Annotated in this window: 25 protein-coding genes and 1 riboswitch; of the genes, 15 read left to right on the top strand and 10 right to left on the bottom strand. The window is 53.8% G+C overall.

The annotated features are described in order from the left end of the window. Positions 1 to 228 precede the first annotated feature (228 nt). Complete coding sequence (locus RS9916_RS13475) at positions 229 to 3,708, top strand: Ig-like domain-containing protein (protein WP_007097634.1); 3,480 nt, start codon at positions 229 to 231, stop codon at positions 3,706 to 3,708. Between the two features lie 341 nt (positions 3,709 to 4,049). Here RS9916_RS13475 and bsmB read toward each other — a convergent pair whose 3' ends face one another. Together bsmB and RS9916_RS02505 are read right to left on the bottom strand one after the other, a co-directional pair. Continuing rightward, on the bottom strand, positions 4,050 to 4,895 hold the full coding sequence (bsmB, locus tag RS9916_RS02510; RefSeq protein ID WP_007097633.1) for a dimethylglycine N-methyltransferase: 846 nt from the start codon (positions 4,893 to 4,895) through the stop codon (positions 4,050 to 4,052). Positions 4,896 to 4,898: 3 nt separating this feature from the next. Beyond that, the gene (locus RS9916_RS02505) at positions 4,899 to 5,744 is read right to left on the bottom strand and encodes a class I SAM-dependent methyltransferase (protein WP_007097632.1); all 846 of its coding nucleotides are present in this window, start codon (positions 5,742 to 5,744) and stop codon (positions 4,899 to 4,901) included. A gap of 259 nt (positions 5,745 to 6,003) precedes the next feature. Between RS9916_RS02505 and RS9916_RS02500 the strand changes: the two genes are divergently transcribed. The 4 genes from RS9916_RS02500 (at position 6,004) to RS9916_RS13700 (ending at position 11,231) form a co-directional block, all read left to right on the top strand. Next, positions 6,004 to 7,041: a glycine betaine/L-proline ABC transporter ATP-binding protein gene (locus tag RS9916_RS02500; protein WP_369791588.1), complete on the top strand. Its 1,038-nt coding sequence runs from the start codon at positions 6,004 to 6,006 to the stop codon at positions 7,039 to 7,041. Next, positions 7,038 to 7,931 (top strand): proline/glycine betaine ABC transporter permease, encoded by an 894-nt coding sequence (locus RS9916_RS02495; RefSeq protein ID WP_007097629.1) that lies wholly within the window; start codon positions 7,038 to 7,040, stop codon positions 7,929 to 7,931. The genes RS9916_RS02500 and RS9916_RS02495 overlap by 4 nt, the downstream gene beginning before the upstream one ends. Beyond that, positions 7,928 to 8,875 (top strand): glycine betaine ABC transporter substrate-binding protein, encoded by a 948-nt coding sequence (locus tag RS9916_RS02490; protein WP_007097628.1) that lies wholly within the window; start codon positions 7,928 to 7,930, stop codon positions 8,873 to 8,875. The genes RS9916_RS02495 and RS9916_RS02490 overlap by 4 nt, the downstream gene beginning before the upstream one ends. A 577-nt stretch (positions 8,876 to 9,452) precedes the next feature. Beyond that, a complete protein-coding gene (locus tag RS9916_RS13700; protein ID WP_007097627.1) occupies positions 9,453 to 11,231 on the top strand; it encodes an amidase in 1,779 nt (592 codons plus the stop codon). Here RS9916_RS13700 and RS9916_RS15375 read toward each other — a convergent pair. Next, positions 11,160 to 11,585, bottom strand: coding sequence for a chromate transporter (locus RS9916_RS15375; RefSeq protein ID WP_369791599.1), 426 nt, complete (start codon positions 11,583 to 11,585; stop codon positions 11,160 to 11,162). The two genes, RS9916_RS13700 and RS9916_RS15375, sit on opposite strands and share 72 nt — an antisense overlap. A 112-nt stretch (positions 11,586 to 11,697) precedes the next feature. On the opposite strand from RS9916_RS15375, the gene RS9916_RS02480 reads away from it, so the two are divergent. The 3 genes from RS9916_RS02480 to RS9916_RS02470 all read left to right on the top strand — a co-directional run bounded on the left by RS9916_RS02480 (position 11,698) and on the right by RS9916_RS02470 (position 13,194). Beyond that, positions 11,698 to 12,612: an alpha/beta fold hydrolase gene (locus RS9916_RS02480; RefSeq protein ID WP_007097625.1), complete on the top strand. Its 915-nt coding sequence runs from the start codon at positions 11,698 to 11,700 to the stop codon at positions 12,610 to 12,612. A gap of 103 nt (positions 12,613 to 12,715) precedes the next feature. Next, positions 12,716 to 12,928, top strand: coding sequence for a DUF3721 domain-containing protein (locus RS9916_RS02475; protein ID WP_007097624.1), 213 nt, complete (start codon positions 12,716 to 12,718; stop codon positions 12,926 to 12,928). Next, the gene (locus RS9916_RS02470; RefSeq protein ID WP_038023113.1) at positions 12,925 to 13,194 is read left to right on the top strand and encodes a hypothetical protein; all 270 of its coding nucleotides are present in this window, start codon (positions 12,925 to 12,927) and stop codon (positions 13,192 to 13,194) included. Before RS9916_RS02475 ends, RS9916_RS02470 begins: the two co-directional genes overlap by 4 nt. Positions 13,195 to 13,602: 408 nt before the next feature. On the opposite strand, the gene RS9916_RS14760 is transcribed toward RS9916_RS02470, so the two are convergent. After that, positions 13,603 to 13,746, bottom strand: a complete 144-nt coding sequence (locus tag RS9916_RS14760) for a hypothetical protein (protein WP_198003388.1) — start codon at positions 13,744 to 13,746, stop codon at positions 13,603 to 13,605. Between the two features lie 429 nt (positions 13,747 to 14,175). Beyond that, positions 14,176 to 15,039, bottom strand: a complete 864-nt coding sequence (locus tag RS9916_RS02465; protein ID WP_007097619.1) for an NAD-dependent epimerase/dehydratase family protein — start codon at positions 15,037 to 15,039, stop codon at positions 14,176 to 14,178. 59 nt (positions 15,040 to 15,098) lie between these two features. Here RS9916_RS02465 and RS9916_RS02460 point away from each other — a divergent pair, with 59 nt between their 5' ends. Next, positions 15,099 to 15,908, top strand: a complete 810-nt coding sequence (locus RS9916_RS02460; RefSeq protein ID WP_007097618.1) for a hypothetical protein — start codon at positions 15,099 to 15,101, stop codon at positions 15,906 to 15,908. A gap of 216 nt (positions 15,909 to 16,124) precedes the next feature. Here RS9916_RS02460 and RS9916_RS02455 read toward each other — a convergent pair whose 3' ends face one another. From RS9916_RS02455 to RS9916_RS02445, 3 genes are all read right to left on the bottom strand, one after another. Then, positions 16,125 to 16,652 carry a CAAD domain-containing protein gene (locus RS9916_RS02455; RefSeq protein WP_198003387.1) on the bottom strand — a complete coding sequence of 176 codons (528 nt, stop codon included), beginning with the start codon at positions 16,650 to 16,652 and terminating at the stop codon, positions 16,125 to 16,127. Positions 16,653 to 16,860: 208 nt separating this feature from the next. Beyond that, positions 16,861 to 17,043: a hypothetical protein gene (locus tag RS9916_RS02450; protein ID WP_007097615.1), complete on the bottom strand. Its 183-nt coding sequence runs from the start codon at positions 17,041 to 17,043 to the stop codon at positions 16,861 to 16,863. Between the two features lie 43 nt (positions 17,044 to 17,086). Beyond that, positions 17,087 to 17,317: a hypothetical protein gene (locus tag RS9916_RS02445; protein ID WP_232199504.1), complete on the bottom strand. Its 231-nt coding sequence runs from the start codon at positions 17,315 to 17,317 to the stop codon at positions 17,087 to 17,089. A 194-nt stretch (positions 17,318 to 17,511) separates the two neighbouring features. Here RS9916_RS02445 and RS9916_RS02440 point away from each other — a divergent pair, with 194 nt between their 5' ends. The 3 genes from RS9916_RS02440 to RS9916_RS02430 are packed head-to-tail and all read left to right on the top strand — an operon-like array spanning position 17,512 to position 19,828. Then, on the top strand, positions 17,512 to 18,297 hold the full coding sequence (locus RS9916_RS02440) for a GTP-binding protein (RefSeq protein WP_038024068.1): 786 nt from the start codon (positions 17,512 to 17,514) through the stop codon (positions 18,295 to 18,297). 5 nt (positions 18,298 to 18,302) lie between these two features. Further along, positions 18,303 to 19,118, top strand: a complete 816-nt coding sequence (locus RS9916_RS02435; RefSeq protein ID WP_038024066.1) for a metallophosphoesterase — start codon at positions 18,303 to 18,305, stop codon at positions 19,116 to 19,118. Next, on the top strand, positions 19,118 to 19,828 hold the full coding sequence (locus RS9916_RS02430; RefSeq protein ID WP_007097611.1) for a hypothetical protein: 711 nt from the start codon (positions 19,118 to 19,120) through the stop codon (positions 19,826 to 19,828). Before RS9916_RS02435 ends, RS9916_RS02430 begins: the two co-directional genes overlap by 1 nt. Positions 19,829 to 19,848: 20 nt before the next feature. Here RS9916_RS02430 and RS9916_RS02425 read toward each other — a convergent pair whose 3' ends face one another. Beyond that, positions 19,849 to 20,340 (bottom strand): hypothetical protein, encoded by a 492-nt coding sequence (locus tag RS9916_RS02425; protein ID WP_007097610.1) that lies wholly within the window; start codon positions 20,338 to 20,340, stop codon positions 19,849 to 19,851. A gap of 39 nt (positions 20,341 to 20,379) precedes the next feature. Next, positions 20,380 to 21,270 (bottom strand): metal ABC transporter substrate-binding protein, encoded by an 891-nt coding sequence (locus RS9916_RS02420; protein WP_232199608.1) that lies wholly within the window; start codon positions 21,268 to 21,270, stop codon positions 20,380 to 20,382. 78 nt (positions 21,271 to 21,348) lie between these two features. Beyond that, positions 21,349 to 21,496, top strand: a riboswitch (cobalamin riboswitch). Positions 21,497 to 21,547: 51 nt separating this feature from the next. Between RS9916_RS02420 and RS9916_RS02415 the strand changes: the two genes are divergently transcribed. The 3 genes from RS9916_RS02415 to RS9916_RS02405 all read left to right on the top strand — a co-directional run bounded on the left by RS9916_RS02415 (position 21,548) and on the right by RS9916_RS02405 (position 24,486). Then, positions 21,548 to 22,138, top strand: a complete 591-nt coding sequence (locus tag RS9916_RS02415) for a HupE/UreJ family protein (RefSeq protein WP_007097608.1) — start codon at positions 21,548 to 21,550, stop codon at positions 22,136 to 22,138. A gap of 73 nt (positions 22,139 to 22,211) precedes the next feature. After that, a complete protein-coding gene (locus tag RS9916_RS02410; RefSeq protein WP_038023109.1) occupies positions 22,212 to 23,819 on the top strand; it encodes an iron uptake porin in 1,608 nt (535 codons plus the stop codon). Between the two features lie 325 nt (positions 23,820 to 24,144). Further along, entirely contained in the window at positions 24,145 to 24,486 is a 342-nt protein-coding gene (locus RS9916_RS02405) for a c-type cytochrome (protein WP_038024062.1), read from the top strand. Positions 24,487 to 24,597: the final 111 nt, after the last annotated feature.

Below are 24,597 nucleotides of genomic sequence, written 5' to 3'. Positions count from 1 at the left end.
CCTCATCAAATCGTGCACGAATCGGACCACATGCCAGTCGCAGCATTGCGTTGAAGCTTCGATAATCATCAATAGATCAAGCCACCACTTGGCTATACCCTTTCACTCATTGACAAGGCGACTCCCTTGGAACAGGGAGCTCAACGCTGGCGTCTGGGCATTTCCGGTGAAGCCTAGTAGCTGGCTCGATTTGGGAGATCAGGACGCACGCCCTGAGGAGGCGTAGCGATGTCATTCACCCAGCTCGATGGCACACCGCCTGCCTTCCAATCCGCCGCCACCAACACCGACGGCACCAAGGTCATCCTCACTTACAACGAGGCGCTCTCGGCAACCACTGCAGCGGCTAACGCCTTCACAGTCACCTCAGGCGGGGTTGCCAATGCCGTCACCGCTGTTGCTGTCTCTGGCTCCACCGTTGAGCTGACAGTCACCAGGACCATTCCCAGCTGGCACGCACTCACCGTTGCCTACGCCGATCCATCCGGCTCCAACGACACCAATGCCGTTCAAGACAGCCAAGGCAATGACGCTGCAGATCTGAGCAGCACCTCGGTCACCAACAACTCCACCGTTCAAATTGTTCAGCGGGGCAGCGACATCGATGGAGAGGCTGGCGACGATCAAAGCGGCTTCAGCGTTTCTCTCTCCAGCGATGGCAGCATCGTTGCTATCGGTGCCCGCTACAACGATGGCAATGGCACAGCTTCGGGCCATACGCGCATCTACCAGTGGGATTCAGCCTCCTCTTCCTGGAATCAACTCGGTAGCGATATCGATGCAGAAGCCGCTGGTGATAACAGCGGCTACAGCGTTTCTCTCTCCAGCGATGGCAGCGTCGTTGCCATTGGTGCGCACAGAAACGATGGCAATCGCTCAGATTCGGGCCATACGCGCATCTACAAATGGGACGGCTCCAGCTGGAATCAACTCGGTAGCGATATCGATGGAGAAGCCTTTTGGGATTACAGCGGCTACAGCGTTTCTCTCTCCAGCGATGGCAGCACCGTTGCCATTGGTGCCCTCAACAACCATGGCAATGGCTCAGATTCGGGCCATACGCGCATCTACAAATGGGACGGCTCCAGCTGGAATCAACGCGGTAGCGATATCGATGGAGAAGCCGCTTTTGATTACAGCGGCTACAGCGTTTCTCTCTCCAGCGATGGCAGCGTCCTTGCCATCGGTGCCGTCTTCAACGATGGCAATGGATCTGATGCTGGCCATACGCGCATCTACCAATGGGACGGCTCCAGCTGGAATCAACTCGGTAGCGATATCGATGGAGAAGCCGCTGGTGATTACAGCGGCAACGTTTCTCTTTCCAGCGATGGCAGCATCATCGCCATTGGTGCCTACCTAAACGATGGCAATGGCTCAAATTCGGGCCATACGCGCATCTACAAATGGGACGGCTCCAGCTGGAATCAACGCGGTAGCGATATCGATGGAGAAGCCGCTCTTGATTACAGCGGCCGCAGCGTTTCTCTCTCCAGCGATGGCAGCACCGTTGCCATTGGTGCCTACCTAAACGATGGCAATGGCTCAGAATCGGGCCATACGCGCATCTACCAATGGGATTCAGCCTCCTCTTCCTGGAATCAAGTCGGTAGCGATATCGATGGAGAAGCCGCTGGTGATAGAAGCGGCCGCAGCGTTTCTCTCTCCAGCGATGGCAGCACCGTCGCCATTGGTGCCACATTAAACGATGGGAGTGCAGAAAACGCTGGGCACGTAAGAGTCTTCAGTCTCGACACCACTGCGCCAACGGTGCAATCCGTCAGTAGTTCCACCGCTGATGGCACCTACAAAGCTGGTGACGTCATCACCATCAACGTCGTCTTCTCAGAAGCCGTCACCGTCACCACAACTGGTGGCACCCCGCAACTCACCCTCGAAACCGGTTCCTCAGACCAGAACGCTTCCTACTCCTCTGGATCTGGCACCACCACACTCGCCTTCTCCTACACCGTTCAAGCAGGCGACACCGCTTCCGATCTCAACTACAAGGCCACCTCCTCTCTCGCACTCAATGGCGGCACCATCAAAGATGCCGCCGGCAATAGCGCCACCCTCACACTCCCCGCCGTTGATGGCAGCGATTCCCTCGCCGGCAACAGCGCACTCGTTATCGATGGTGCTGCTCCCACCATCGCGGTTAGCTCTGATGTCTCCTCTTTAAAAGCTGGCGAAACCGCAACCCTGAGCTTCACGCTTTCGGAATCATCAACCAACTTTGAGGCCAACGACCTCACCGTCTCCGGAGGCACCCTCTCCAATTTCTCTGGGTCTGGAACCTCCTATTCCGCCACCTTCACACCAACAGCCGACAGCACAACAGACGGCTCAATCTCCGTTGCCAGTTCCAAGTTCTCGGATGCAGCTGGCAACACCAACGCCGATGGCTCTGATGCCAATAATTCCGTCAGCCTCTCCGTCGACACCGTCAGGCCCACTTTCCAATCCGCTGCCTCCAACACTGTCGGCACCAAAATCATCCTCACCTACAGCGAAACACTCTCTTCCACAACCGCTGCTATCGGCACCTTCTCGGTCAACACTGCGTCCAAAGACAACCCCATCACCGACGTTGCCATCGCTGGCTCCACCGCTGAGCTCACACTCACGAACACCATCAAAAGCGGTCAAGCCGTCACCGTCGCTTACACAGACCCATCCAGCTCCGACGATGCCAATGCCATCCAAGATTCCACTGGCAATGACGCCGCATCCCTGAGCAGCACCTCTGTCACCAACAACTCCACCGTTGCCTCTGACTCCTCAGACAGTGGCTCTTCAGACAGTGGCTCTTCAGACAGTGGCTCAAATCCATCAGACACCAACACCCTCGTTCTCAACAGCGACAACTCCTTCAACGTCACCGCTGGTGACACCAAAGGCCTCTGGCTCAAATTCAACGTCAAGGCAGCCAGCACCAAACGCCAAAACTGCCTCAAAATCATCGATCAACATGGTTCCGTCCTCGGCGCCATTGGCGCCACGCAAGACTCCAAAAACCTCGGTAGCCACGCCATCTTTATCCCAGAAGGCTCAACCATTGCCTTCCATCAATTCAGCAACAACCAAGCCATCAACAGCTCGCCGCAGCTCAACATCATCGAGCAAGCTGACGGCAGCTTCCAGCTAAAACTCAACGATGGAGTCGATGACAGCGATCACGACGATCTCACCATCGACATCACCTCATTCACAAGCTCTCCCAACGCAAGCGCAACCTCCATCGCAAAAGAGCAAACCGGCATCCATGACTCCATCCTGGATCTCTCCTCCATCCCCGCAGCTGGCGAAACACTCCAACTCACCATCAACAGCGATTGCTCCTTTAAAAACAGCATCGCCATGGTCAAACTCACAGAGGAAACAGACGGCAGCTTCTCCGTCAACGGAAAGACCAATGCCGATGCCAAAGCCTTTGATCAAGCCGTCAAAGACCACCTCATCAACCCCAATGGCACCTCCATCACGGCCACTGGGGTACAAACCCAAACCATTGACTGGACCCTCTCCTCAGCAGATGCCGGCTTCTACTCGCCCGTTCTGATCAACCCCAACGGTGAGCTCTACACCTACGGCTCTAGCTACGTCAAAATCCTCGGCTGCAACTTCTTTAGCTTTGAGGACACCCACCAAAACAACAGCTCAGACTTCGATTACAACGACGTCTCCATCCTCTTTCAAGTCATCTAAACCACGCTCACAGCACAAGCAGGGCAACAGCCACGGGTGCTCTGCCTGATCAGACCTCAACAAGGCACCCAAACGTCGCGGCAGAGCAGATCACACCACTGAGCTGCAAAAACCTTGCTCTTGCTCTTGGGAGCGAACAATCATCGGCTCCAGTTGCACACCATCCGCTCCACTTGCACAAAAATCCAGGGACAACTTAGGGACCACCCCCTCAAACCCACTGCAATCAAAGACAAATAGGTGGCAGCAGCGGCCAGAAACCCCAGCGCTGATCCGCAGGATTCAAACCAGCTCCAGCCACCACACTCACCATCAATGCAGTGATTCTGCAGCAACAAGATTCAAGAAGCAGGCTTACGCAGACGCATCAATCCCCAGCTGAGGCGACCCTGGTCGCCTCCGTCGACCCAATGACCCAAGCCAACATCCATGCGATCGAGGTAGGCAGCACTAATGGATTGTTCGAGTTCCGCACGCCGTGAACGCGTTTCCTCGCGCACCCTCGCGTAATGGCACCTCAACATCGCCGTGCGGTCATCCCAAATCTCTCGAACCAAACCAACGGACTCCCCCCAACGGCGATACCGCTCCGGCGATGCAAGATCCGGTAGGTGAATACGATCCAGGATCGGCTGAAGTTGCGTCATCTCAACGCCATCGGCAGCCATGGGGTCGGTAAAGACAAAACAACCCCCAGGCTTCAACAGACGCGCCACTTCTTGCAACACACGGGGGCGGTCTCCCGCATGGAGAATCGCGTCTTGGCTCCAGATCAGATCAGCGCAACCATCGTTCAGTGGAACATTCTCGAACGATGCATCATGCACCGTGATCTGACTTTCAAGACCAGCCTCAGCATTCAGCCTTCGGTGTCGATCATTTTCGACTGTTGAAATATTGATCGCTTCAACAGACCGTTCACTCCAGCGCGCCAGCCTCCTGGAAGCACCACCGTAGCCAGCCCCCAGATCAACAATGCAACCCCCACTCGGAAGCGGTGTCGCCAAATCCATTAGGGCATGAACTGTACGATCACTGGCGACGGAAATGTGTTCATCGGACGTTTCGTACAAACCGATATGGATATCTTCTCCCCCCCATATCAGTTCATAAAACCGATCCGCATCTGAACTATCGTAGTAGTTGGCAGCGACAGCACCTGCCGCGTTAATTGTTTCATCAAGCATGGATCAGCGTGCAGCGGAATCGGCATCAAAGCAATATTCCTTTTCTGCTACATGCACAAAGAAGTCAGGATTCTCAATATCTTTTTTGTAATCACCAAAACTTGAGATTTTTTGAAAACCAACCTCTGACATCAAACGACGAACGTAGCCGTAACGCAAGGGGAACATGTTCAGGTGATAGGTACTGCCATCACTGAAGTCATACTGGAACCGTGCCAGGCCATCGTCCACATGGGCGGGAGCCACTCTTACATCCTCACCGCAATAGACATTGCCTTTGCCTTGACGCACTGCATCACCGCCCTCGAGCAAACGGTCATAATTCCGATGATCAAGAATGAGAATGCCATTGTGCTTCAAAACGGCGTAATACTCAGCGAGCGACTTACGACGATCGCGCTCTTTAAAAAGATGGGTGAATGAATTACCCAAGCAAATCACAGCATCAAAACTTCCGTGAATGTCACGATTGAGGAACCGCCAATCGGCTTGAGCCGTCCTTAAGAGTTGATCACGATCGCGGGCATTGCGGAAGGCCCTAGCCAACATGTTGGGGCTGCCATCAGCGCTGACGACATCAAACCCTTCTTCAAGCAAGCGTACGGAGTGGAACCCGGTGCCCGTAGCCACATCAAGGATGGAGCGAGCTCCATGCTGTTTTAATAAACGGATAAAAAAGTCACCTTCTGCTTGAGCACGAGCATTCCAATCAATGAGGCGATCCCAACGATCAGCAAAATCTTCAATATATTCTTGCTGATAGTGGTCTGTTTCACGAACAGACTCAGGAACATCACCAAAACTTTGCCAATCGCTCGATCGTGCAGACTGACGCTGAATCGTTGTCATACAAAAAAGAATTGACGAAGGCAGGGAATCTAGAAATGCCTGCTAAACCCACAATCACCTGCCACGAGAATGATACGCCTCACAACTTGTGAGGCAAGGCTCAAGGGGCTTCTCAGGCATGTCGACTCCACCCAACGCTAGTCAAACCAAAGGTTGACGTCAACAAACGCCAAAGAAGAGGCTTTGGCTTTCTCAAAACTCACGATGTCTTCAGATGAAGCGACACCATATTTTCTATAAATTACTAGTGTAAGCATGGATGCACGAGCCAAATGCGATGCAAGACACGATTCGCATTCGAAATCTTTGGAAGTTATTTGGCGGCAATCCAAGCCTGAATGTTGAGCGCAGGCGTCACGACCATTCCGTTCGCATTGCTGTTGAAGATGTTTCTTTGTCGGTTAAAGAGGGAGAAATTTTTATCATCATGGGGCTTTCCGGATCTGGGAAGTCCACCCTCTTGCGCATGCTCAATGGCCTGATCGAGCCAACGAGTGGCAGCGTAGAAGTTCTTGGGCAAGACCTAGCGAGTTTGAGCAGAAAAGAGTGGATATTGTTGCGTCGCCAAACCATGGCGATGGTGTTTCAATCCTTCGCTCTTTTTCCCCACCGCAGTGCCCTCGAGAACGCCGAGTTTGGCCTCGAGGTTGCGGGAATGCCAAAGGGCAAACGGGTTTGCCGGGCCAAGGAAGCCCTGGAACGGGTCGGTCTTGGCAATGACCTCCACAGGAAACCATCGCAGTTGTCTGGGGGGATGCGTCAACGGGTCGGTTTAGCCAGAGCGTTAGCCCTCGACCCACCGATTCTGTTGATGGATGAGGCTTTTTCTGCGCTCGATCCATTGATTCGTCGCGACATGCAAGACCTGTTGCTCGATCTTCAAAAGGAACAACAACGCACGGTTGTGTTTGTCTCCCACGATCTCGATGAAGCCGTACGCCTGGGAGACCGAATTGCCCTGATGAAGGAAGGCCAAATGTTGCAATGCGACAGCGCCGAGGCGTTGTTGCTGCATCCAGCGGGCGATGCCGTGAGTGAGTTTTTTGAGGGTGTGGATCGCGCTTCAGTCCTCAACCTTGAGGCGATACTCGCGAACCAAACAACGGAATCCATCGTCGCTGCGAACGAAGAGCACCCCAATCAGCAACGTCCCAGCCTTAAGGCCTCCACACTGTTAAGCGACGCCATTCCGTACATCGCAGACGTCAACGGTCCTGTTGACGTCATCAACGATGAGGACCAAGTGATCGGTGCGGTGTCACCCCAAGGCCTGCTCAAGGCCATCGCGCGACCATGACTTCGATTCCTGTGATCTGCACAACGAGCACCGGGGTGGTTGGAAGCCTTGCCGATGCCGTGGTGGCATGGCTCCTGAACAACGGTCAAGCAGTCTTCGATGGGCTGAATACCGTGATTCTTGGCCTCGCCGATGCCTGCAGAACGGTGCTTGAACAACCCAGCCCTTGGCTGTTGGCGCTGATCATCGCCCTGCTGGGCCTTTGGCGCGTCAGTGCCACTTTCGCCTTAGTCAGCTTGCTGGGCCTCAACCTGGTGGTGGTCATGCAGCTTTGGGATCCAATGCTGGATACCCTCGCCCTCGTGGTGGCGTCAGCAATCGTGGCTCTGGCCATTGGGTTGCCATTGGGTGTGCTGGCTGCACGCCAACCCTTGGCCTGGAAGTTGACAAGGCCCCTGCTGGATCTCATGCAGACCATGCCGGCATTCGTCTATCTGATTCCCGCAGTGATGCTCTTCAGCACCGGGGCCGTTCCCGCGATCATCGCCACGGTTGTGTTTTCAATGCCACCGGTGGTGCGGCTCACCGTTCTGGGGATTCAACAGGTCCCAAGTGACCTGATCGAAGCAGGGCGTTCCTTTGGCTGCTCCGAACGTCAATTGCTGTTCAAGGTGCAATGGCCCAACGCCCTGCCCACAGTGATGACCGGTGTCAATCAGACGATCATGCTGTCGTTATCGATGGTGGTCATCGCATCGATGATTGGTGGGGGTGGCCTGGGTGATGTGGTGCTGCGCGGCATTCAGCAACTCAACATCGGCCTTGGCTTTGAAGGGGGGTTGGCAGTAGTGATTCTGGCGGTGATCCTTGATCGTCTCTCCCAGAGCTTGAGTTCCCCTCCTGCAGTGCCGCTCAGACAACGCCTACGCCTGCTCTGGAGAGGACGATGACGAAACAGCACCTTTGGCAGCGGCGTTCTCTGCTCATGGCTGGTCTTGGCCTGGCAGGTAGTTCATTGGTCTCCATTGCGCGCCAAAGCAGCGGGGATCAAACCAACAACGAGCCATCGCAAAACGCCGCACCTAAAACGGTGGACGACCGCAACCAGCCGCTGCGCTTGGGCTGGTCAGCGTGGAGTGATGCGGAAGTGGTCAGTCTGATGGCAGCGGAGCTGATCCGATCGGCCCTGAACCAACCGGTAGAACGCGTGATGGCCGATATCGGAATTCAGTACCAATCAGTCGCCCGTGGTGATCTCGATCTGATGCTGATGGCCTGGTTACCTGCCACCCATCGCGACTACTGGACCCGCATTCGCGATCAGGTGCTGGATCTGGGCCCAATCTACTCCGGCACGTTGGGCTGGATTGTTCCCGATTACGTGCCGGACGACGTTATCTCCAGCATTCGCCAGCTGAGCGATCCTGCTCTGGCGTCTCAGTTTGACAATCGCGTGCAGGGGATTGATCCCGGTTCAGGACTGAACCAAGCATCCCTGGACGCCTTAAAGCGCTACAGACTGAACAACATGGAGCTGGTGCCCTCCAGCAGTGCAGCCATGGCTGCTGTCTTGGCACAAGCGATCGAACAAGAGCGTTGGCTGATTGCCACCAGCTGGACGCCCCATTGGATGTTCGCCCGCTTCAAGCTTCGTTTTCTCGAGGATCCCGAGAGGGTGTTTGGAGGAACAGAACGCATTCACGCGCTGGCACGGCTGGGGTTGGATCAGCAGGTCCCTGATGTCACCGACTTTCTCAGCAGATTTCACCTGCCAAGTGAGGATCTGGATCAGTTGCTATTGCAGGCCCAGACCACGAGTCCAGACGATGCGGTAACGACGTATCTGGCCAACCAACCCAAACGTGTCGAGTACTGGATCACTGGCAATCTTTAAAGGAACACCAAAGTCGATCCCCATCCACACCTAACAACCACAAACGCCCTCAACCCAGGCTGAGCCAAGAAGGGTCATTGCCATTCATCCGACCCAGTTGCACTCCATTCAGCCCAGTTGCACAAAAATCCAGGGTCAACTCAGGGACAAGCGCATCAAATCCATTGCATCAACAAGGACTAAAGAGGCAGCAGCGGCCACCAGGGCCAGCGCTGATCCGCAGGATTCACACCAGCTCCAGCCACCACACTCCCTGTCAATGCAGTGATTCTGCAGAGGAACGGATCAGACCAGAATCAAACCACCCACGCCGGCGCAAGACAACACCACCGCCACGCCGGTTGCGGCAATCGATCGCGGCTGAGCTGGAGCCTCAAGCCCCTGGCTTGCTCATCGGATCCGTTGATCTCCGCTGAATGTAAATCCCCCAATCAAGTAACCATATAGAAATCGAAGCGATAGATCATCAATCAAAGAACAGGTGGGATGAAGACAACCGCACCCTTAACGAAAGGTTGTCATAAAGATCGCTTTGCATAGAATTATGAAAACCATATTCGCTAGCTAGGCATTAGCCATGAACCACTCAAAGATTCCAAAGACATTCAAGCAAGCCACAAGCCTTGCCCTAACGATTAGTGCGGCACTCCTTTTAACCGAGAAGACTATAGCCAAACAAATTGATAGCGATAATCACCGGATCGAGGAGGCGACAATTGAATCCATTCACGAGGAACTAACAGAGGGAAGAACAACTTGCGAGAAATTAATTAATAGCTATTTACATCGAATCAAGAAGTATAATTTCAGCCTCGAAAGAGGGGCACCTCTGAATGCATTTGTTGCGCTTAATCCGAATGCAGTCAAACAGGCAAGGGTTCTTGACAGAAGTTTCAAACAAAACAATCAATTGGTTGGCCCTCTTCATTGCATCCCAATTGCTGTCAAAGACAACATCGATACAGTTGACACTCCTTCCACTTCCGGATCGTTGGCTCTGCTTGGCTCTCAGCCAATCAGAAATGCCTTTTTAGTTAATCAATTAAGAGGAGCTGGAGGGATCATTATTGGTAAAGCCGCCATGGATGAATTTGCTTCCGGCGGAGAAGGGATTAGTGGCCGCAGCGGAAGGATTGGCAATGCTTATGATCCCAATCAAAATTCTGGTGGTTCCAGTGGAGGCTCTGCAGTTGCAGTAAGCGCAAACTTTGCTGTTTTGGGGATCGGTACGGACAACAGTGGCTCGGTCAGAGTGCCTGCAGCCTTCAACGGGGTTTATGGCATTCGCCCAAGCACAGGTCTAATCAGTCATTCAGGAATTCTCCCGAGAGGAAACCTGGATGGAGTCGTTGGTGTGATGGCCAGGTCGATTCCTGATCTGGCTGTTGGCCTTGCTGCGATAGCAAACAAATCTGATCCCAATGATCCGTTTACGAAGCAAGTACCGCGAACAGATTCTTATGCAAAGAATTTAAAAAATGCATCCCTTGATGGAAGACGAATTGGCATAATTCGGAGTGTTGCAGGCAATGAGGTCTTTGACGCTAGCGAAAAGGGTTCAATGACTGTGTTCAATCAAGTCAAAGACAGGCTTGAGAGGAAGGGTGCGTCACTTATTGAAATTCATCTGCCCTTATTCGACACGAACAGAGGAAATAACATGGCGGGCGAGGCAGAAGATATTGATCAATACCTAGGTTCTTTTGCATCGACGAGAAGGAGCCTTCAGGACATATGTTTATCTGGTCGCACACGACTAGGGGAGAAAGCCTGCTTAGGTTATATGGAGAGCATTGCTCCAAAGTACAGCGATCAATACTATTCAGCGCTGAACACTTTTGAGAATAACAAAAACTATCTAGAGCGATTAATGCGAGAAAAAGGCATTGATGCTTTGCTGATGCCTCTCAGCTCCTGGCAACCCCCAAGTTATTACGATGATATGTATCGCACCGCCACAACAGAATCGCCGGTTTCATCAAACTCCGGATTACCGGCAATTGCTTTGATTGCTGGTTGGACATCGGCAAAACCAGTAATGCCGATCGGCTTTGAGTTAATTGGGTATCAATATCGGGAGGGGGATCTGATCGGCCTTGCGCAGGCTTATTCTTCTGGCCTACCAGACAGGCCCTTACCTGAATTGAAAACCGGAAGGAATGACTTTTCCTTCGAGGATATTTGTGTTCAAGGAATCAATTACTTTATCACCGAGACTGGTTGGCGTAGTTATGAGCAATTTCTAAAGGATGCCTATGGCCAGACGATCAAGCCTGCTGCTTATCTAAAGTTTTTTGAGAAGGAAGTGCAGAAATTTGCCCAGGAAAATCAACAGTCTGTGCAGGCCTGTGAATAACAGCTCTGCTGATCCAACATGCCCCAACCTACGATTCTTCCCAGGGGTGATGCCATGAAGAGGCAGGTTTGAGTCAGGCCAGGGGCAAACCACCCACGCCGGCGGTCGCCAGCTCACCAACAACACAAACGCCACCAACGCCAGGCTGAACTCAGCACCTCCGCGGATGCCTGTCTGCCAGACGGGTTGACACAACGCCGCCATCAGGATTCCCACCACCGTTGCGTTGATGCCAAGCAGGGCTCGACGCATCTGAACCAATCGGCACAGGTCGCTCCAAAAGGGCAAGAGCCTGCTAATCAACAAGAACGAGGAAAAAAAGAGGGCAATGAGTGCTATCGCAGAACCGGCGATACCCTTAAGCCCATGCTACAGATCAAAGTCAGGAGAGGCCGCGCACTGGCGGAACCAAGAGAAAGGTCTTCGCAGCGGGTTCGAGATAAAATAAAGCAAAGCAAAAGCAACAATGACGAAAATTATCCCAAAAAACATCCTCATACTAGCCGCACTTTTCTTACCAATACAGGCCAATACCCAAACTGCATTCGCAGAAACTGACAAAACAACCTTACATTTCAAGCACTTCCCCAACCCCAAATCAGAATTCAAAGGAACTTTCCTATTTCAAAACGGATCCGGAACGTCCCTCGAAGAATGGACTAACAATAAAAAATTCTTTGATTGCGTCAAACGAAATGGTAGCGCGTTGATGTACGACAGAAGCGGCCTCGGCAAAAGCCCACCAGATTTCAGCATCTCAACTGAGAATCCCATCACCGCAAAGCTCGTCAATTCAAAGCTAATCAGCCTGCTAAAAGCAAACCAAATAACAGCCCCCTACATTCTTGTCTCGCACTCCCATGGCGGCATGTATTCAGGATATTTCGCACGCAAATACCCCGACTCAATTGCCGGAATGCTAATGGTAGCCCCCGTCCCTCCCGACTACCAGTACTCAAGTACAGTCATGGAAAAATTCAGAATAACCCAGGCCAAACTCAAGGGCAAATCAAGCAAAGAAGCCTACAAATTAGACAATCTCGACAGCCCAAGTGAAGGCAATACGATGACCGCCGATGCGTTTTACCAACAACTAGGTTTCGAAACAACCAAGGAGCAGGTTTCCAAGCTACCGGAAATGACAAGCAATTTTCCAATCACAATTCTATCTTCCTCTGACATGGGCAAGAATGCTCCAATCAAAGGAGACTGGCATACTCTGCAAAAACAATGGCTAAACCAGAATCCAGAGAGCATGATTCTCCAGGCCCAGGGGGGTCACTTTTTACAATTCGATCAACCAAGACTGATTTGCAAAGAACTCAAGAAGCTGGTAGATATAGCAATACAATCCTCAAAAGAAGACAGCAGGCTTCAATAAGGCTTTCTACGCATGTCCACATGCGAATAAAGAACCAAGGATCCTGCTCCAAGCCGGGCTTGAGCTTTCTAGAATCGTGTACCATCCAAATCCCAGGCCGATGATGAGCTGGGCCTCAATTCCATTCGCCGTGGTCATTGCATTCGCGCTGTATCCCATGGCCAGCCTGGGACACAGCAAAGGCATCTATCAATCCAAAACCGATGCAGAACAACGTGCCGATGAGATTGGTTGCAAGTCGGTGCATCAGAACAACGGGAAGTGGATGCCCTGCGCGGATGAGCGTGAACTCCACCGCCAATTACGCCAGCAATGAGCCAACGAAAACTTTCAAGACGAGCACGCAAAGTTCACCGTTGGCTGGTTCCAATAGCCGCTCTGCCGTTGCTGATCACCGCCGGCACGGGATCGCTCTACAGCTTGCTACTGGAGCAAGACATTGATGCCTTTTGGCTGCTCAAGATCCACACCGGGAACTTTAGTGTTCTGAACCTTCAGCCCGTCTATCCGATGCTTTTAGGTGGGCTCACCGTCATCGTTACAGTCTCGGGTGCAGCGATGCTCTTGAAACCATCGCGATGACACCGCGTCCCTCTAGCGATTTCTGCTGATTGAGGGGTTTCACAAGCTGAGAAGAGCAATATCAGTTGCACACCATCGAATTCGGTTGCACAAAATTCCAGGGAGATATCAGGGACAAGCCCCGCAGACCTATTCCTGCAACTGGGAGCTAAGTGGCAGCAGCGACCACCAAACCAGCCTTGTGCCATGGTGCTGACCCTTGACTTGAAAGCGAAAAGCCCAGCTCCTCGTCATGAGCCGTGCTTAGCAGAACGCCGAACCAGTAAAAATTAGCCAATTGGCTGACCAGTGATTAGCGAAGACTGCTTTGACGTGCCTTGAGCAAAATCTCAGCACCACAACAGAATTTCGCAGTGCAACACTAGAACTCACAGGCCGATCGGCTTCAATCACTGACAACCCAAGTGATCAGGCAGCATCTACATCGCGCTCGTCATACAAGTCTTTGATCTGATCCAGCTCAGCCTTCAGATAATGAATCTCGAGCCAATCGGTTGATCGCTCAATGGCAGCCTCCAGACGCTCAATCTGACGCTTCAAAAGCTGGGACATCAGACGCAAACAGACTTGAACCATGGAACCGCGCGCTGAGCCTTACGCAAGCCCAGCAATGCGTTAAATCAGCATCACATCACTAGCGCTGAAATGCTCATGGCCAGGGGCCGCCCAGGCTGGAATGATCGAGGCCACAACCGCAGACAAACCAAGAGCCAAAGACAACGGTTTCAAAAGCACCTCCCCAAAGCCTGACCACACGATTGCTAGCAACGATTGTTGGAAGCAACCAAGCCTGACAATTCGAACGAAGAGCGAATCAAACAACGACGAGCGAGGTGAAGGGAAATGGTTCACCTCTCATGGCGACGATCCCTTGGTCGACGACATCTGTCCATTCGTAAACCAGCGGCTCCCTCAGGCCCTCGAAGACAACATGAAGACGTTCAAGACATGAGATCAGCTCAAACGCGAATGGGCCAGGGCTCAGTTCACCTGACTGGCGGCACAGACATCGCTCTGATCAACGCTTGGATGTTGAAGTTGGTAGCCCAGTTGTTTGAGTCGGGTATTGCGTATGCGGCGACCTTCTGAACCAGATTCGTCCTGACCAAGCCAGCGCACAGGAGCCAGACCCTGCCTCTGGAGACTGCGGCCCACCAAATCCCGCAGCCGAATCGGTTCGTCGTTGACCACATTCACCACGCCAGTCCATTCAGCATCGAGAGCTGCTTCCAATGCACCGGCGGCATCCGCCACATGCAACCAGTTGCTGAAGGCAGCTCCGCTGCCAGGGCGTTCCAGCCCGGCGAGCCCGCGCAGGCGTCGATCAAGATCGCGGCCCGGTCCATACAACGCCCCCAAGCGCAAGATGCACACCTGCCGGTCGCCGATGCCGCTAAGCAATCGCTCGCTTTCGAGCAACACATCGCCATGGCCACGGCTTGGCTCGGGGGGAGTTTGCTCATCCACCCATTCACCCTGGGCATCGCCATACACCGAGCAACTGCCCGTGTAAACGATCTGCCGCAGTTCCGGCAGTTGTGGCAATAGCAACTTCAGGCAACGAAAGCTGTCGACGAAAGTGTGGCGGTAGCCGTTGGCATCCACCTGGCGATCTCCCTTCGGCCCAAGGCAGAAGACGGCGCTGTTGCTCTGCCGTAGGGCTTCCAACAACTGGGTTGGCTCAGTGGCATCGCAGATCTGCACGTGATCCGCCAAAGGGCTGAGTTGTTCCAGCCGTTCGCTACTGGTACTAGTGAGCGTCAGCCTCAGCTGTGGCCGTCTCGGTTGCAGCCGCTCCGCCAGAGCGAGCCCCACATAACCGCAGCCAACAATCGTCAGATCCATGACTGGAATGGCTGTTGGAGCGACCCTAAGGCGATCGACCGTTCCATGCCGTCACCGACATGACTGATCAATGGACCCTCAACCGCCGCAATTTCGAAGGCCATTGGCAAGGCTGTGGCCATTGGTTTGAGCGAGACGACAGCGATCAACTCGATCTGCAGGTGCCATCCCGTCGGATCGACCCCACCACCTACGTGATTTCTTTTTCCGACGAGGACCATGGGGAATGGGATGGCTCGGGTTTGGCCTTTGCCCCCGGTGGCCGAGCCACCTACCCCATCAGCCGAGCCACCTACAACGGTGGTGGGGGCTGTTGGCAGTTTCCTGGAGCGGGAGGTCAGTCCAGCCTTGGGCTCAATCCCGACCGACCTCGCTTCGGCCATGAGATCAACCTGTTCTGTGGTCGTTCCCGCTCGATGCTGGTGCTGCTCTGGGAACCTCGCGACGGCCATTGGCGTTTGCAGCGGGTTGGGGCAGTGGGCTTCCGTTGTTTGAACAGTTCCGATCCGGAACCCGACCGTCCCGAATACGAGACACCCGATGCCCTACTGGCAACGATGCAGGGATGGAGTGGTGAACGGCAGATACTCCGTCCTCAAGTGGGGGTGAACGGCAGAGCCAAAAATGCCGCCCCAATTGTGTTCGAGCCGAGTCAATTGCTGCACAACGACTGCTCAGCCGTGATGCCTGACGGCTTAGTGTTTTCAGTGCCCAGCGAGATACCGGAAGCGCCCTTCAGCCTCGAGATCGGTGGGCGTCTGGGCACTGAAACGTTTCAGCAGATCAGCATCCATTTCGATGCATCGGCCCAGCTCAAGGCTTGGGAGCGCAGACGCTTTCAGCCTGCTCCTGCGGGAGAAATCTGCTGACCATTGAGCTGGGTCAGGAAGCGCATGCAGATCTCCAGCGGACCAAACTCCGCCGGTGGTATCCACACAAGGAATGCGAACAACGCAAGCACTGGTTGATTGCCCCGGAGCGAGACGAACCTCCGATGACGCCAATCAACAATGTGCCTACAGCCGTTGACAACTCGCCAACATCAGAAAAAACATCAACAACGTCAGCGTCAGCAAAGTCGTCGGCTACTGACCAATCAGCTCTTTCTTAAGTTCAGCGATTCTCAGAAACAAATCTGCTCTTTTTTTCTGAAGCAACAGATTGGAGACCGCGAATTTGGCCACCACAACCAATCCACATAACTCAAACAGACCACCGAGCAAGCCGCCAACCAGCGGGAGATGATTCATCGACGTCAGCACATTGGCGGCAAGGATCAGCAGTACGCCCGTTACTACCGCAGCAAGAATGGCCAGGAAGGCCGGATAGATCTGCTGAAAACCTTGAAGGTTCAGCCCCTTCAGAACATCAAGACCCTTACTGAGATATCCCAGCAGCTCCTCAAGACTCTGACGTGACGGCTCCTCAAGACCAGGCGTAGGGGACTGAAGACTCAGTTCAGCGGGTTCTGATGCCATCTTGATCGGTTCTGCTTGCGCAGGAACCGATTCTTGCGGGTCCTTGAATGGCAATCGATCCTCAGCACCACTCTGCGAATCCGTTGTCATCACGTACCCCAATGGACAGGACGCCACTATCGGGGCAGAAATCAATAAATTCGGTATTCCTTCAGGAAACAAAAAGTGAGAACACACTTCTCAGCACCATGCAGCCGCCGCGAAAACTTTCTCAACAGACTCTCAACAAAAAGCAACGCATAACCATAACGGCTATCCACGCGCGCAGACAGAGAACCAGAATGACGCGCAGGAATGCGATTAAAAATCGAACAAGGAGACCTGAAACATCTCAATAACTGACCTAAGAATTAAGCGAATCAAGGTCAACCTGTTTCGCAAGATCAGGATTCAACTTAATGGCCATCCAAAGCAACATCATCGAGCATTCGCGGTCATCAGCACCAAAGTCGTATTTCCAATCACCCACCATTGCTTTGAGCTCTCTTTGAGAGTGCTCAATAAATTCGCCTGTCCATTCCTGCATCAGCCTCAGTCAGCGCAGTGAGTCACGAGAGCATCCGCCCCACCTAATCCAAATCTTCCTCAGAGCCATAAAACGGTTCACTTGCTCCGGGCTCTTCGTTATTCAAAACAAGAGCCTTTAAGGAATCATCGCTCTCGAAGACGAACAAACTGTCTTCATCAGGATGCACACCCTGCATCTCTGGATGCCGATTCACCAGCCGCTGCAGTCTGCGACGTTCGCGCCAGAACCGAAAGCCCTTCTCACCGAGGTGAATCACCAGGGCAACGTTCACCAAAACTAAGGCGACGTACTCCAATGCATGCATCAAGCATCAACCGGCGCGCTGCAACCTTAGCCACAAAGACAGGAGGGGTCGAACCGAACCGGCACAAGGAAACAAGGCTCCCTACCCAGCGAAGCCAAGACAGAGCACCAAGGCAGGGCATAATGAGAATGATTCCCATTGCACCGCGGAGCAAGGCGCTCATGCAGCAGGTGACCCTGGTTTCGGGCCCCCCAGGATGCGGGAAAACCTCCTGGGCACGACAAGCCCTCAATGCCCACGCAGGTCCCTGCGCCTATTTGCGTTTGGCCGGGGACAGGCACGAATCACTGCAGCAGGGCCAGGACAGCGGAATCGACCTGGCGTGGCTTCAAGATCAGATCCCAGACCTGCGATCACCACTGACGACGGAACCGGGAGACACCATCACCAGCGCGGAAGATGAGCTCCTGGTAATTGAAGTGCAACAATTTCAGCCGCCAACGTCCAAAGCCGTTGATGGTTTTGGATCAGAGATCAAGGCAATACTTGAGCAACTCGGTCTCAAGCCCGACCGGTTCTTGCATTTTGGGCAAGATCCTGAGCTACCAACACAAGACACTCTCGAATTCTCCAGGCTTGAAGCCTGGAACATGAGCCTTCAGGGCCATGTCTGGGATCCAGACAGCCTGAGTAGTTTTTGGTTCGAGCTCGTGAATGGTGCTTATGGCGATGTGTACCGCGCCAAAGCATTGATGAACCTTCCTGATGGTCGATCGTTTTTCTGCAATTGGATGGTGAGCCAACAAGGATCCCAATTTCTACCCCTGGAAACCGTTGCCGCACCACAAGGTCGTCCCAGCCGATGCTCTGAACTGGTTGTTCAAGGAAGGGCCCTGAACCCTGCAGGCATTCAATCCACCATTCATGACTGCTTGCTTGCAGACGATGTTCTGGAACTGCAGCAGCAGCAGCTTCGCAACCAACAAGCCATCCCCCAACCAGCCTGATGACGATGAACCACGCTGTGATCTCCTGCCTGCACGCCAACCTGGCGGCAGTTGAGGCAGTCCTCGACGACATTGACGCCCAAGGGATCAAAACGATCACTTGCCTGGGTGACCTGGTTGGCTATGGACCACAACCCAATGAAGTGGTGGAACTCATACGCCAACGCAACATCCCCACCTGTCAGGGTTGCTGGGATGAAGACATTATTGACGGCCTCAATGCCTGTGAATGCAGTTATCCCTCCCAGCTGGCGGAACGACGGGGGCATCGGGCCCACCACTGGACGGACAAAACACTGACGGATGAGAATAAAAACTTCCTCGCCGAGCTTCCCATGACTCTGCGACGCAACAAGTTGCTGTTCGTGCATGGCAGCCCGAATAGCCAGCACGAATATCTCTTACCAGACATGAATGCCTTTGCCGCCCTTGAGCGGGTGGAAACGGCTGGCGCAGAAACATTGTTTTGTGGCCATACCCATCAGCCCTACCTGCGCGAGCTCAGTGGAGGGAGCATCCGCGTACGCGTCCAACAGCGAGGGAACGACACACCCAGCGAACAAGAGCTCGAACTACCGATGCGTCGGATCGTGAATGCTGGATCCGTCGGTGAGCCTCGTCATGGCAGCACTAAAGCCACCTACGTCGTGCACAACGAAGAAACAAATGAAGTCACCATTCGCGAGGTGGACTACGACGTCAACAAAACCTGCCAAGCCATTGTTGAAGCAGGTTTGCCTGAAGTTTTCGCCTGGCGATTGAGCCATGGATTTGAGTACGCCGAACGGGCGGACGACGCAAGTCATGTGTGTGAGCGCTGATGGAACGCTGGGCATTGGTGAGTGGTCTCCAAGGAGACCTCAATCTTTACGAACAGATTCAGGCGGATCTGAAACGGCATCGTGGTGTTGCCAATCTGTTTGTGCTGGGTGATCTCGTGGGTCCTGATCGGGACTGCAACCCCTTACTTCAACGGCTGAAACAACCAAAACCCAGCGATCTGGAGCCCGAATGCATCTATGGCTGGTGGGAAGAACAACTGTTAGCCGAGTGCGGCTACCGAGGTGATCGACGCGCAGACAGCCTTCGACAACAACAGGGTGACCAACGCGTGAATCAACTGCTGGCCGCTGTCGATGGAAGCCATCTCGACTGGCTTGCATCGCTTCAGTTTGGCTTTATTGAACTGGATTGTGCCTTGATTCACGGCAGTTCTGCTGATGTCGGTGACCAACTCACCCCTGACACATCACCACTCATCCTGCTCGATCGACTGACACGCTTGGATGTGAATCGACTGTTCACCGCTCGATGCGACCAGCAGTTTCGACTGGAACTGACCGGTGGAACGATTCACTCCAAAGTCAAAGATCACAGCAACGATCAAGAACATGACCAGGCAGTTCCCAAAAGAAGTGTGATTGGCATCGGCGGCGGAAAAAACTACACCCTCTACGACCCCGCAAGTGATCACCTTGAATTCCTCAGCGCAAGCAACAGAGCCAGTGGCCGCTCAAGAGGATTTGGCTGAGACTTAAGTTCTCAATCAAATCAAAGAATTTCAGGTCGCAAGCGACTGGGTCGATAAGAAATCAAGAAGGCTTGCTGCCCCGGTACATCCTGCCTCACTGCTGTAATCAAGTCTTCGCCAGTGTTCCAAACCCAAACTTGATCATTGTGGCGATCGTGTTCGAAGGTGGTGCTCAAGGGTCGCCCATGCCGTGCACGGAGGCCAGCCAACACCTCAGTCATGTCGTCGATCGAGAATTCATAGGCGAGATGGGTCAGCCCCTCGTGAGGATCAACTTCAAAGATGGCCTTGGAGACAGGCAATCGATCCAGCAACACATTGCTGGCGATAAAACGGCCGGCTTGGTCTTCAGACACACGTTGGTTAGCGCCTAGATGGTTCCTGACCTGCTCGAGTGGCATGCCCCAGGCCAAGCCCTCCACACACGCATGCACTGCTGAAGGAGCAGCAAGCAACAACACGCCCAAACAAGCACTGATCAGAGCGCGCCGGAGCCAAACAATCAATCTCATCCAACGGCCTGAATTCATCACATTGTGTTGGCTCTGGCCTCAGTTGCCTACTGGTGCACCAGCCGATAAGCCTTGAATCAGCAGGGCAACGTTGTGCCGTTGCAGCTTGAGCAGTGTTGGAGCAGGTCCATCTGCTGTCGATAGGGAGTCGACATAAAACGTGCCGCCAAAGCGTGCGCCGGCTTCGGAGGCAACTTGTCGCTGCACTTTGTCGCTCACAGTGCTCTCGCAGAAAATTGTTGGGATCTTGCGATCGCGCACGGTATCAATCAGGCGTGCCATACGACGAGGCGTGACCTGGCTCTCTGCATTCACCGGCCAGAGGTAGGCCTCTTCGAGGCCATAGTCGCTTGCCAGATAACTGAAAGCCCCTTCGCAGCTCACCAGCACTCGACGTTCCGGTGGAATGGCCTCCAACGCAGAACGAAGCTCCTGATCAAGCCGTTTCAATTCCTTTTTGTAGGCAAGCGCGTTAGACGCAAACTGATCAGCCCCATCAGGATCCAGCTCAGTGAACGCTCGCTGAAGCTGGTCCACATAAGCCATCGTGCGCTGGGGCGACATCCAGGCATGGGGGTTGGGCTTGCCGGCGTAAGCATCTTCCTCAATCAGAAGCGGTTCCATCCCTTCTGAAAGCGTCAGGGTGGGGATGTTTCCAGCACTGGAGGTGAATTTGCGCGCCCAGAGCTCCAATCCAAACCCGTTTTCAACGATCAGGTCTGCACTGCTTGCACGCTGAACATCACTTGGTGTGGGCTGGTAACCGTGAATTTCTGATCCCGGCTTCACGATCGAGCGAACCGTCAGCCGATCACCGGCCACGTTCCTGGCCAGATCCGCCAACACCGTGAAGGTGGTCAGCACCTCAGGTTTGCTGGCATCGACCGGATCTTGATCCGCGCTTCTGCTCCGACAACCTCCACTGATCAACGCCAAAAGCACAAGAGAAAGGCCAAGAGCGTTCCGAATCAAGGGAAGTGAGAGGTCCAATTGAAAACCATTCTCACATGTGTAGTGTGGAGGACTGGTTTCAGCGGGGGTCAGCCGCTGAAGGAAACGGGGAAAGAACGGTGGAAATCCGTCGCTGTCCCGCAGCTGTAACCCCCCGAGCTTCTCGGGGTCAGTCAGAACGCCCGCCAGGTCTCCAAACGACGCGGATCGTATGAACGCTTTGACCAAGTCCAGAACCCTGCTTCCGGTAGGTGTAATGACCACCATCGGATTGGTGGCCATTTCTCTGTTTGCCCCCGCCTACGCTCACCATCCCTTTGGGATGGGAGACAGCACAAATCTCACCGCTTGGCAAGGCTTGCTGAGCGGGATCGGCCACCCACTGCTGGGTCCAGACCACCTTCTATTTCTGCTGGCCATTACCTTTATCGGCCTGCGCCAACCGCGCGCTTGGGTGATTCCCTTGCTTGCCGTTGGTCTTGGAGGAAGCGTCCTCTCTCAATTCATTCCTCTGCCTGATGCGATTGCACCCTGGGCTGAAGCTCTGGTCTCTCTCAGCCTCGCTGCAGAGGGATTGATTGCCCTCACCGTGGCATCCAACGCATGGCTTCTCCCCCTGATTGGAATTCACGGTTTCCTGCTGGGCAGCACAATCGTGGGCGCAGAACCCACACCTCTGCTCACCTACTTCCTTGGCCTCCTGATCGGCCAGGGTGCCCTCCTTCTGCTCGTCACCAGCTGGTCACAGTCGTTGCTGGAGCGGCTCGGATCACAGGGGCAACGCCTTGGTGCTGGCATCTGGATCGGTATTGGAATGGCTTTCGCCTGGGTCGCACTGATCGATTGATCAGAACAATTTTTTCCTGAAACCTTAAACTCCGGGGGGTCCATTCTCCGGAGTTTTTTAATACCTAAAACCAATGAATTGTTTGCACAAAGTGCTGGTGGCTCCTGCTGCCCTCGGACTTCTGGCGACTGTTTCTGTTGATGCAAGCAGGCCGGGCAACACTGCTGAGCTGAACGCGCAGGCTCTGAATGTCAGTGGTGTGTCTGACTACGCCGCTAGATCGTCAGGCAGCAGCTTCGAGCAGGTCACCAGCATCAGCCAGTTCTCGGATGTGGTTCCGACCGACTGGGCCTACCAGGCACTGAGCAACCTGATCGAGCGCTACGGCTGCGTCGCCGGTTACCCCAACGGCACCTACCGCGGCAACCGTGCGATGACCCGCTATGAAGCGGCCGCACTGCTGAACGCTTGCCTCGACCGGATCACTGAAGTGACCGACGAGCTGAAGCGCCTGATGAAGGAGTTCGAAAAGGAACTCGCCATCCTCAAGGGCCGCGTGGACGGTCTGGAAGCTCGCGTGGGCGAACTGGAAGCAACCCAGTTCTCCACCACCACCAAGCTGGAAGGCTTGGCCACTTTTGTGCTCGGTGCCAACACGTTCACCGGAAACAGCAGAACCTTGGTGCGTGACAACAAACAAGACTTTGGTGCTGCAACCTTCAACTACGACCTGCAGCTGAACCTGAGCACCAGCTTCACAGGAAAAGACCTGCTCTTCACCACACTGCGCGGCGGCAACTTTGACGGAGATTCCAACAGTTTTGGAGGAGCGGGGCCCAGCAACCTGTCGCAACTGGAAGCAGCGTTTCAAGAAGGTCCAGACCCGAACAACCTGGTCATCGACAGGCTCTTCTATCAAGTTCCAATCGGAGACTTCACCATCACGCTGGGAGGCCTTGTCGGCCAAGAAGACATGCTCGCCATCTGGCCCAGCGTGTACCCAGCCAGCAGCGTTCTCGACGTCTTCACCGTTGCAGGAGCCCCTGGTGCCTACAACAAAAATTTGGGGGCCGGTGCAGGCTTGTGGTGGGAAAAGAACGGCTTTGCCATCAGCGCCAATTACGTTGCAGCCAACGGCTCTACAAGCGACGTCCAAAACGGTGGTCTCGCCACTGATGGAGCAGGAGGCACAGGAACCGTGCAGATCGGTTATGTCGCTGAGCAGTGGGGCATTGCTGCCACCTATTCCGCCATCGAAAATGCCAACGACCTGTTTGTTTACGCCACAAACTTCACACTTGACAGCTACAGCCAACCCGGCGAAACCTCAGCATTCGGCCTGAGTGGTTATTGGCAACCGCAACAAACCGGTTGGATTCCTTCAATCAGTTCTGGTTGGGGAATTAATTCCACCAACTACAACACCATGGTGAAGGATCGAGGATTGGTGAACACCAGTCAGTCCTGGAGCGTGGGTCTGGAATGGGAGGATGCATTCCTTCAAGGGAACGCACTTGGTATGGCTGTGGGCCAGGCTCCCTTTGCCACAAGCCTGAAAGGGGGCGTCACTCCCAATGACGGAAATTACATTTGGGAGTGGTGGTACAAGTTCCAACTCACAGACAACATCGGAGTCACGCCAGCGCTGTTCTACCTGAGCCGGCCCCTGGGAGCCAACACCCCTGAAGGGAAAAGCTTCCAGCAACTGGGCGGCCTCATCAAGACCAGCTTCAGCTTCTGAGTCTGTTCAACAGGATTCCAGAGAGCCTCTGAATTGATTGGCAGAGGCTCTCTGGACTACCACAGCCCATCCATGCAAATAAAGACTCATCCTGACTGGATGCTCTTAAGTTCGCTGCGAATCAACTTCGCAACGAAGCCATTGCAAGCACTCCCAGTAGCGCAAGGATGGTCACGAGCCAGAATTTCAACCCCACACAGCAAAAGGCTAGCGTCAAATCAATCGCATAAAACTTAATCACCAACGGCTAATGTAAATTTCGACTAACGATAAAAAATAAGCACCACAATTCGTAGTAGAAATGCTGTTGTCATTCCACCAAAAAATGCGAGCCCTGCTTGCCATTGGCCTTTCCGCTCTTATTAGCCTGCTGAGCCCCAGCATTGCTTTCGCTGCTGATGCCGCTCATGGAGCACAAGTTTTCTCCGCAAATTGCGCCGCCTGCCACATCGGAGGAGGAAATGTTGTCAACGGTCAGCGAACTCTTCAGCAGGACGACTTGAAAGCCTATCTGGCCAATTACAATGATGGCCACGAAGAAGCCATTGCTTACCAGGTCACCAATGGTAAAAACGGCATGCCAGCATTTGGCGGAAAGCTGAGCAGTGACGACATCGCTGATGTTGCTGCATATGTTGAATCACAATCGGTCAATGGCTGGGCCTGATTCCTCCACCTTGCTTTTGTGACCTGAATCTGAAGCCTGCCGAACCTGCTCGGGAGGCTTTTTTTATTGATACTCATCACGATTCCCGAAACAAAAGCGACGAAGAGCATC

This window comes from Synechococcus sp. RS9916 (genome assembly GCF_000153825.1).
Lineage (GTDB): Bacteria > Cyanobacteriota > Cyanobacteriia > PCC-6307 > Cyanobiaceae > Synechococcus_C.
Note: the sequence above shows the minus strand (reverse complement) of the source record. Positions and strands in the feature narration are given on the sequence as shown.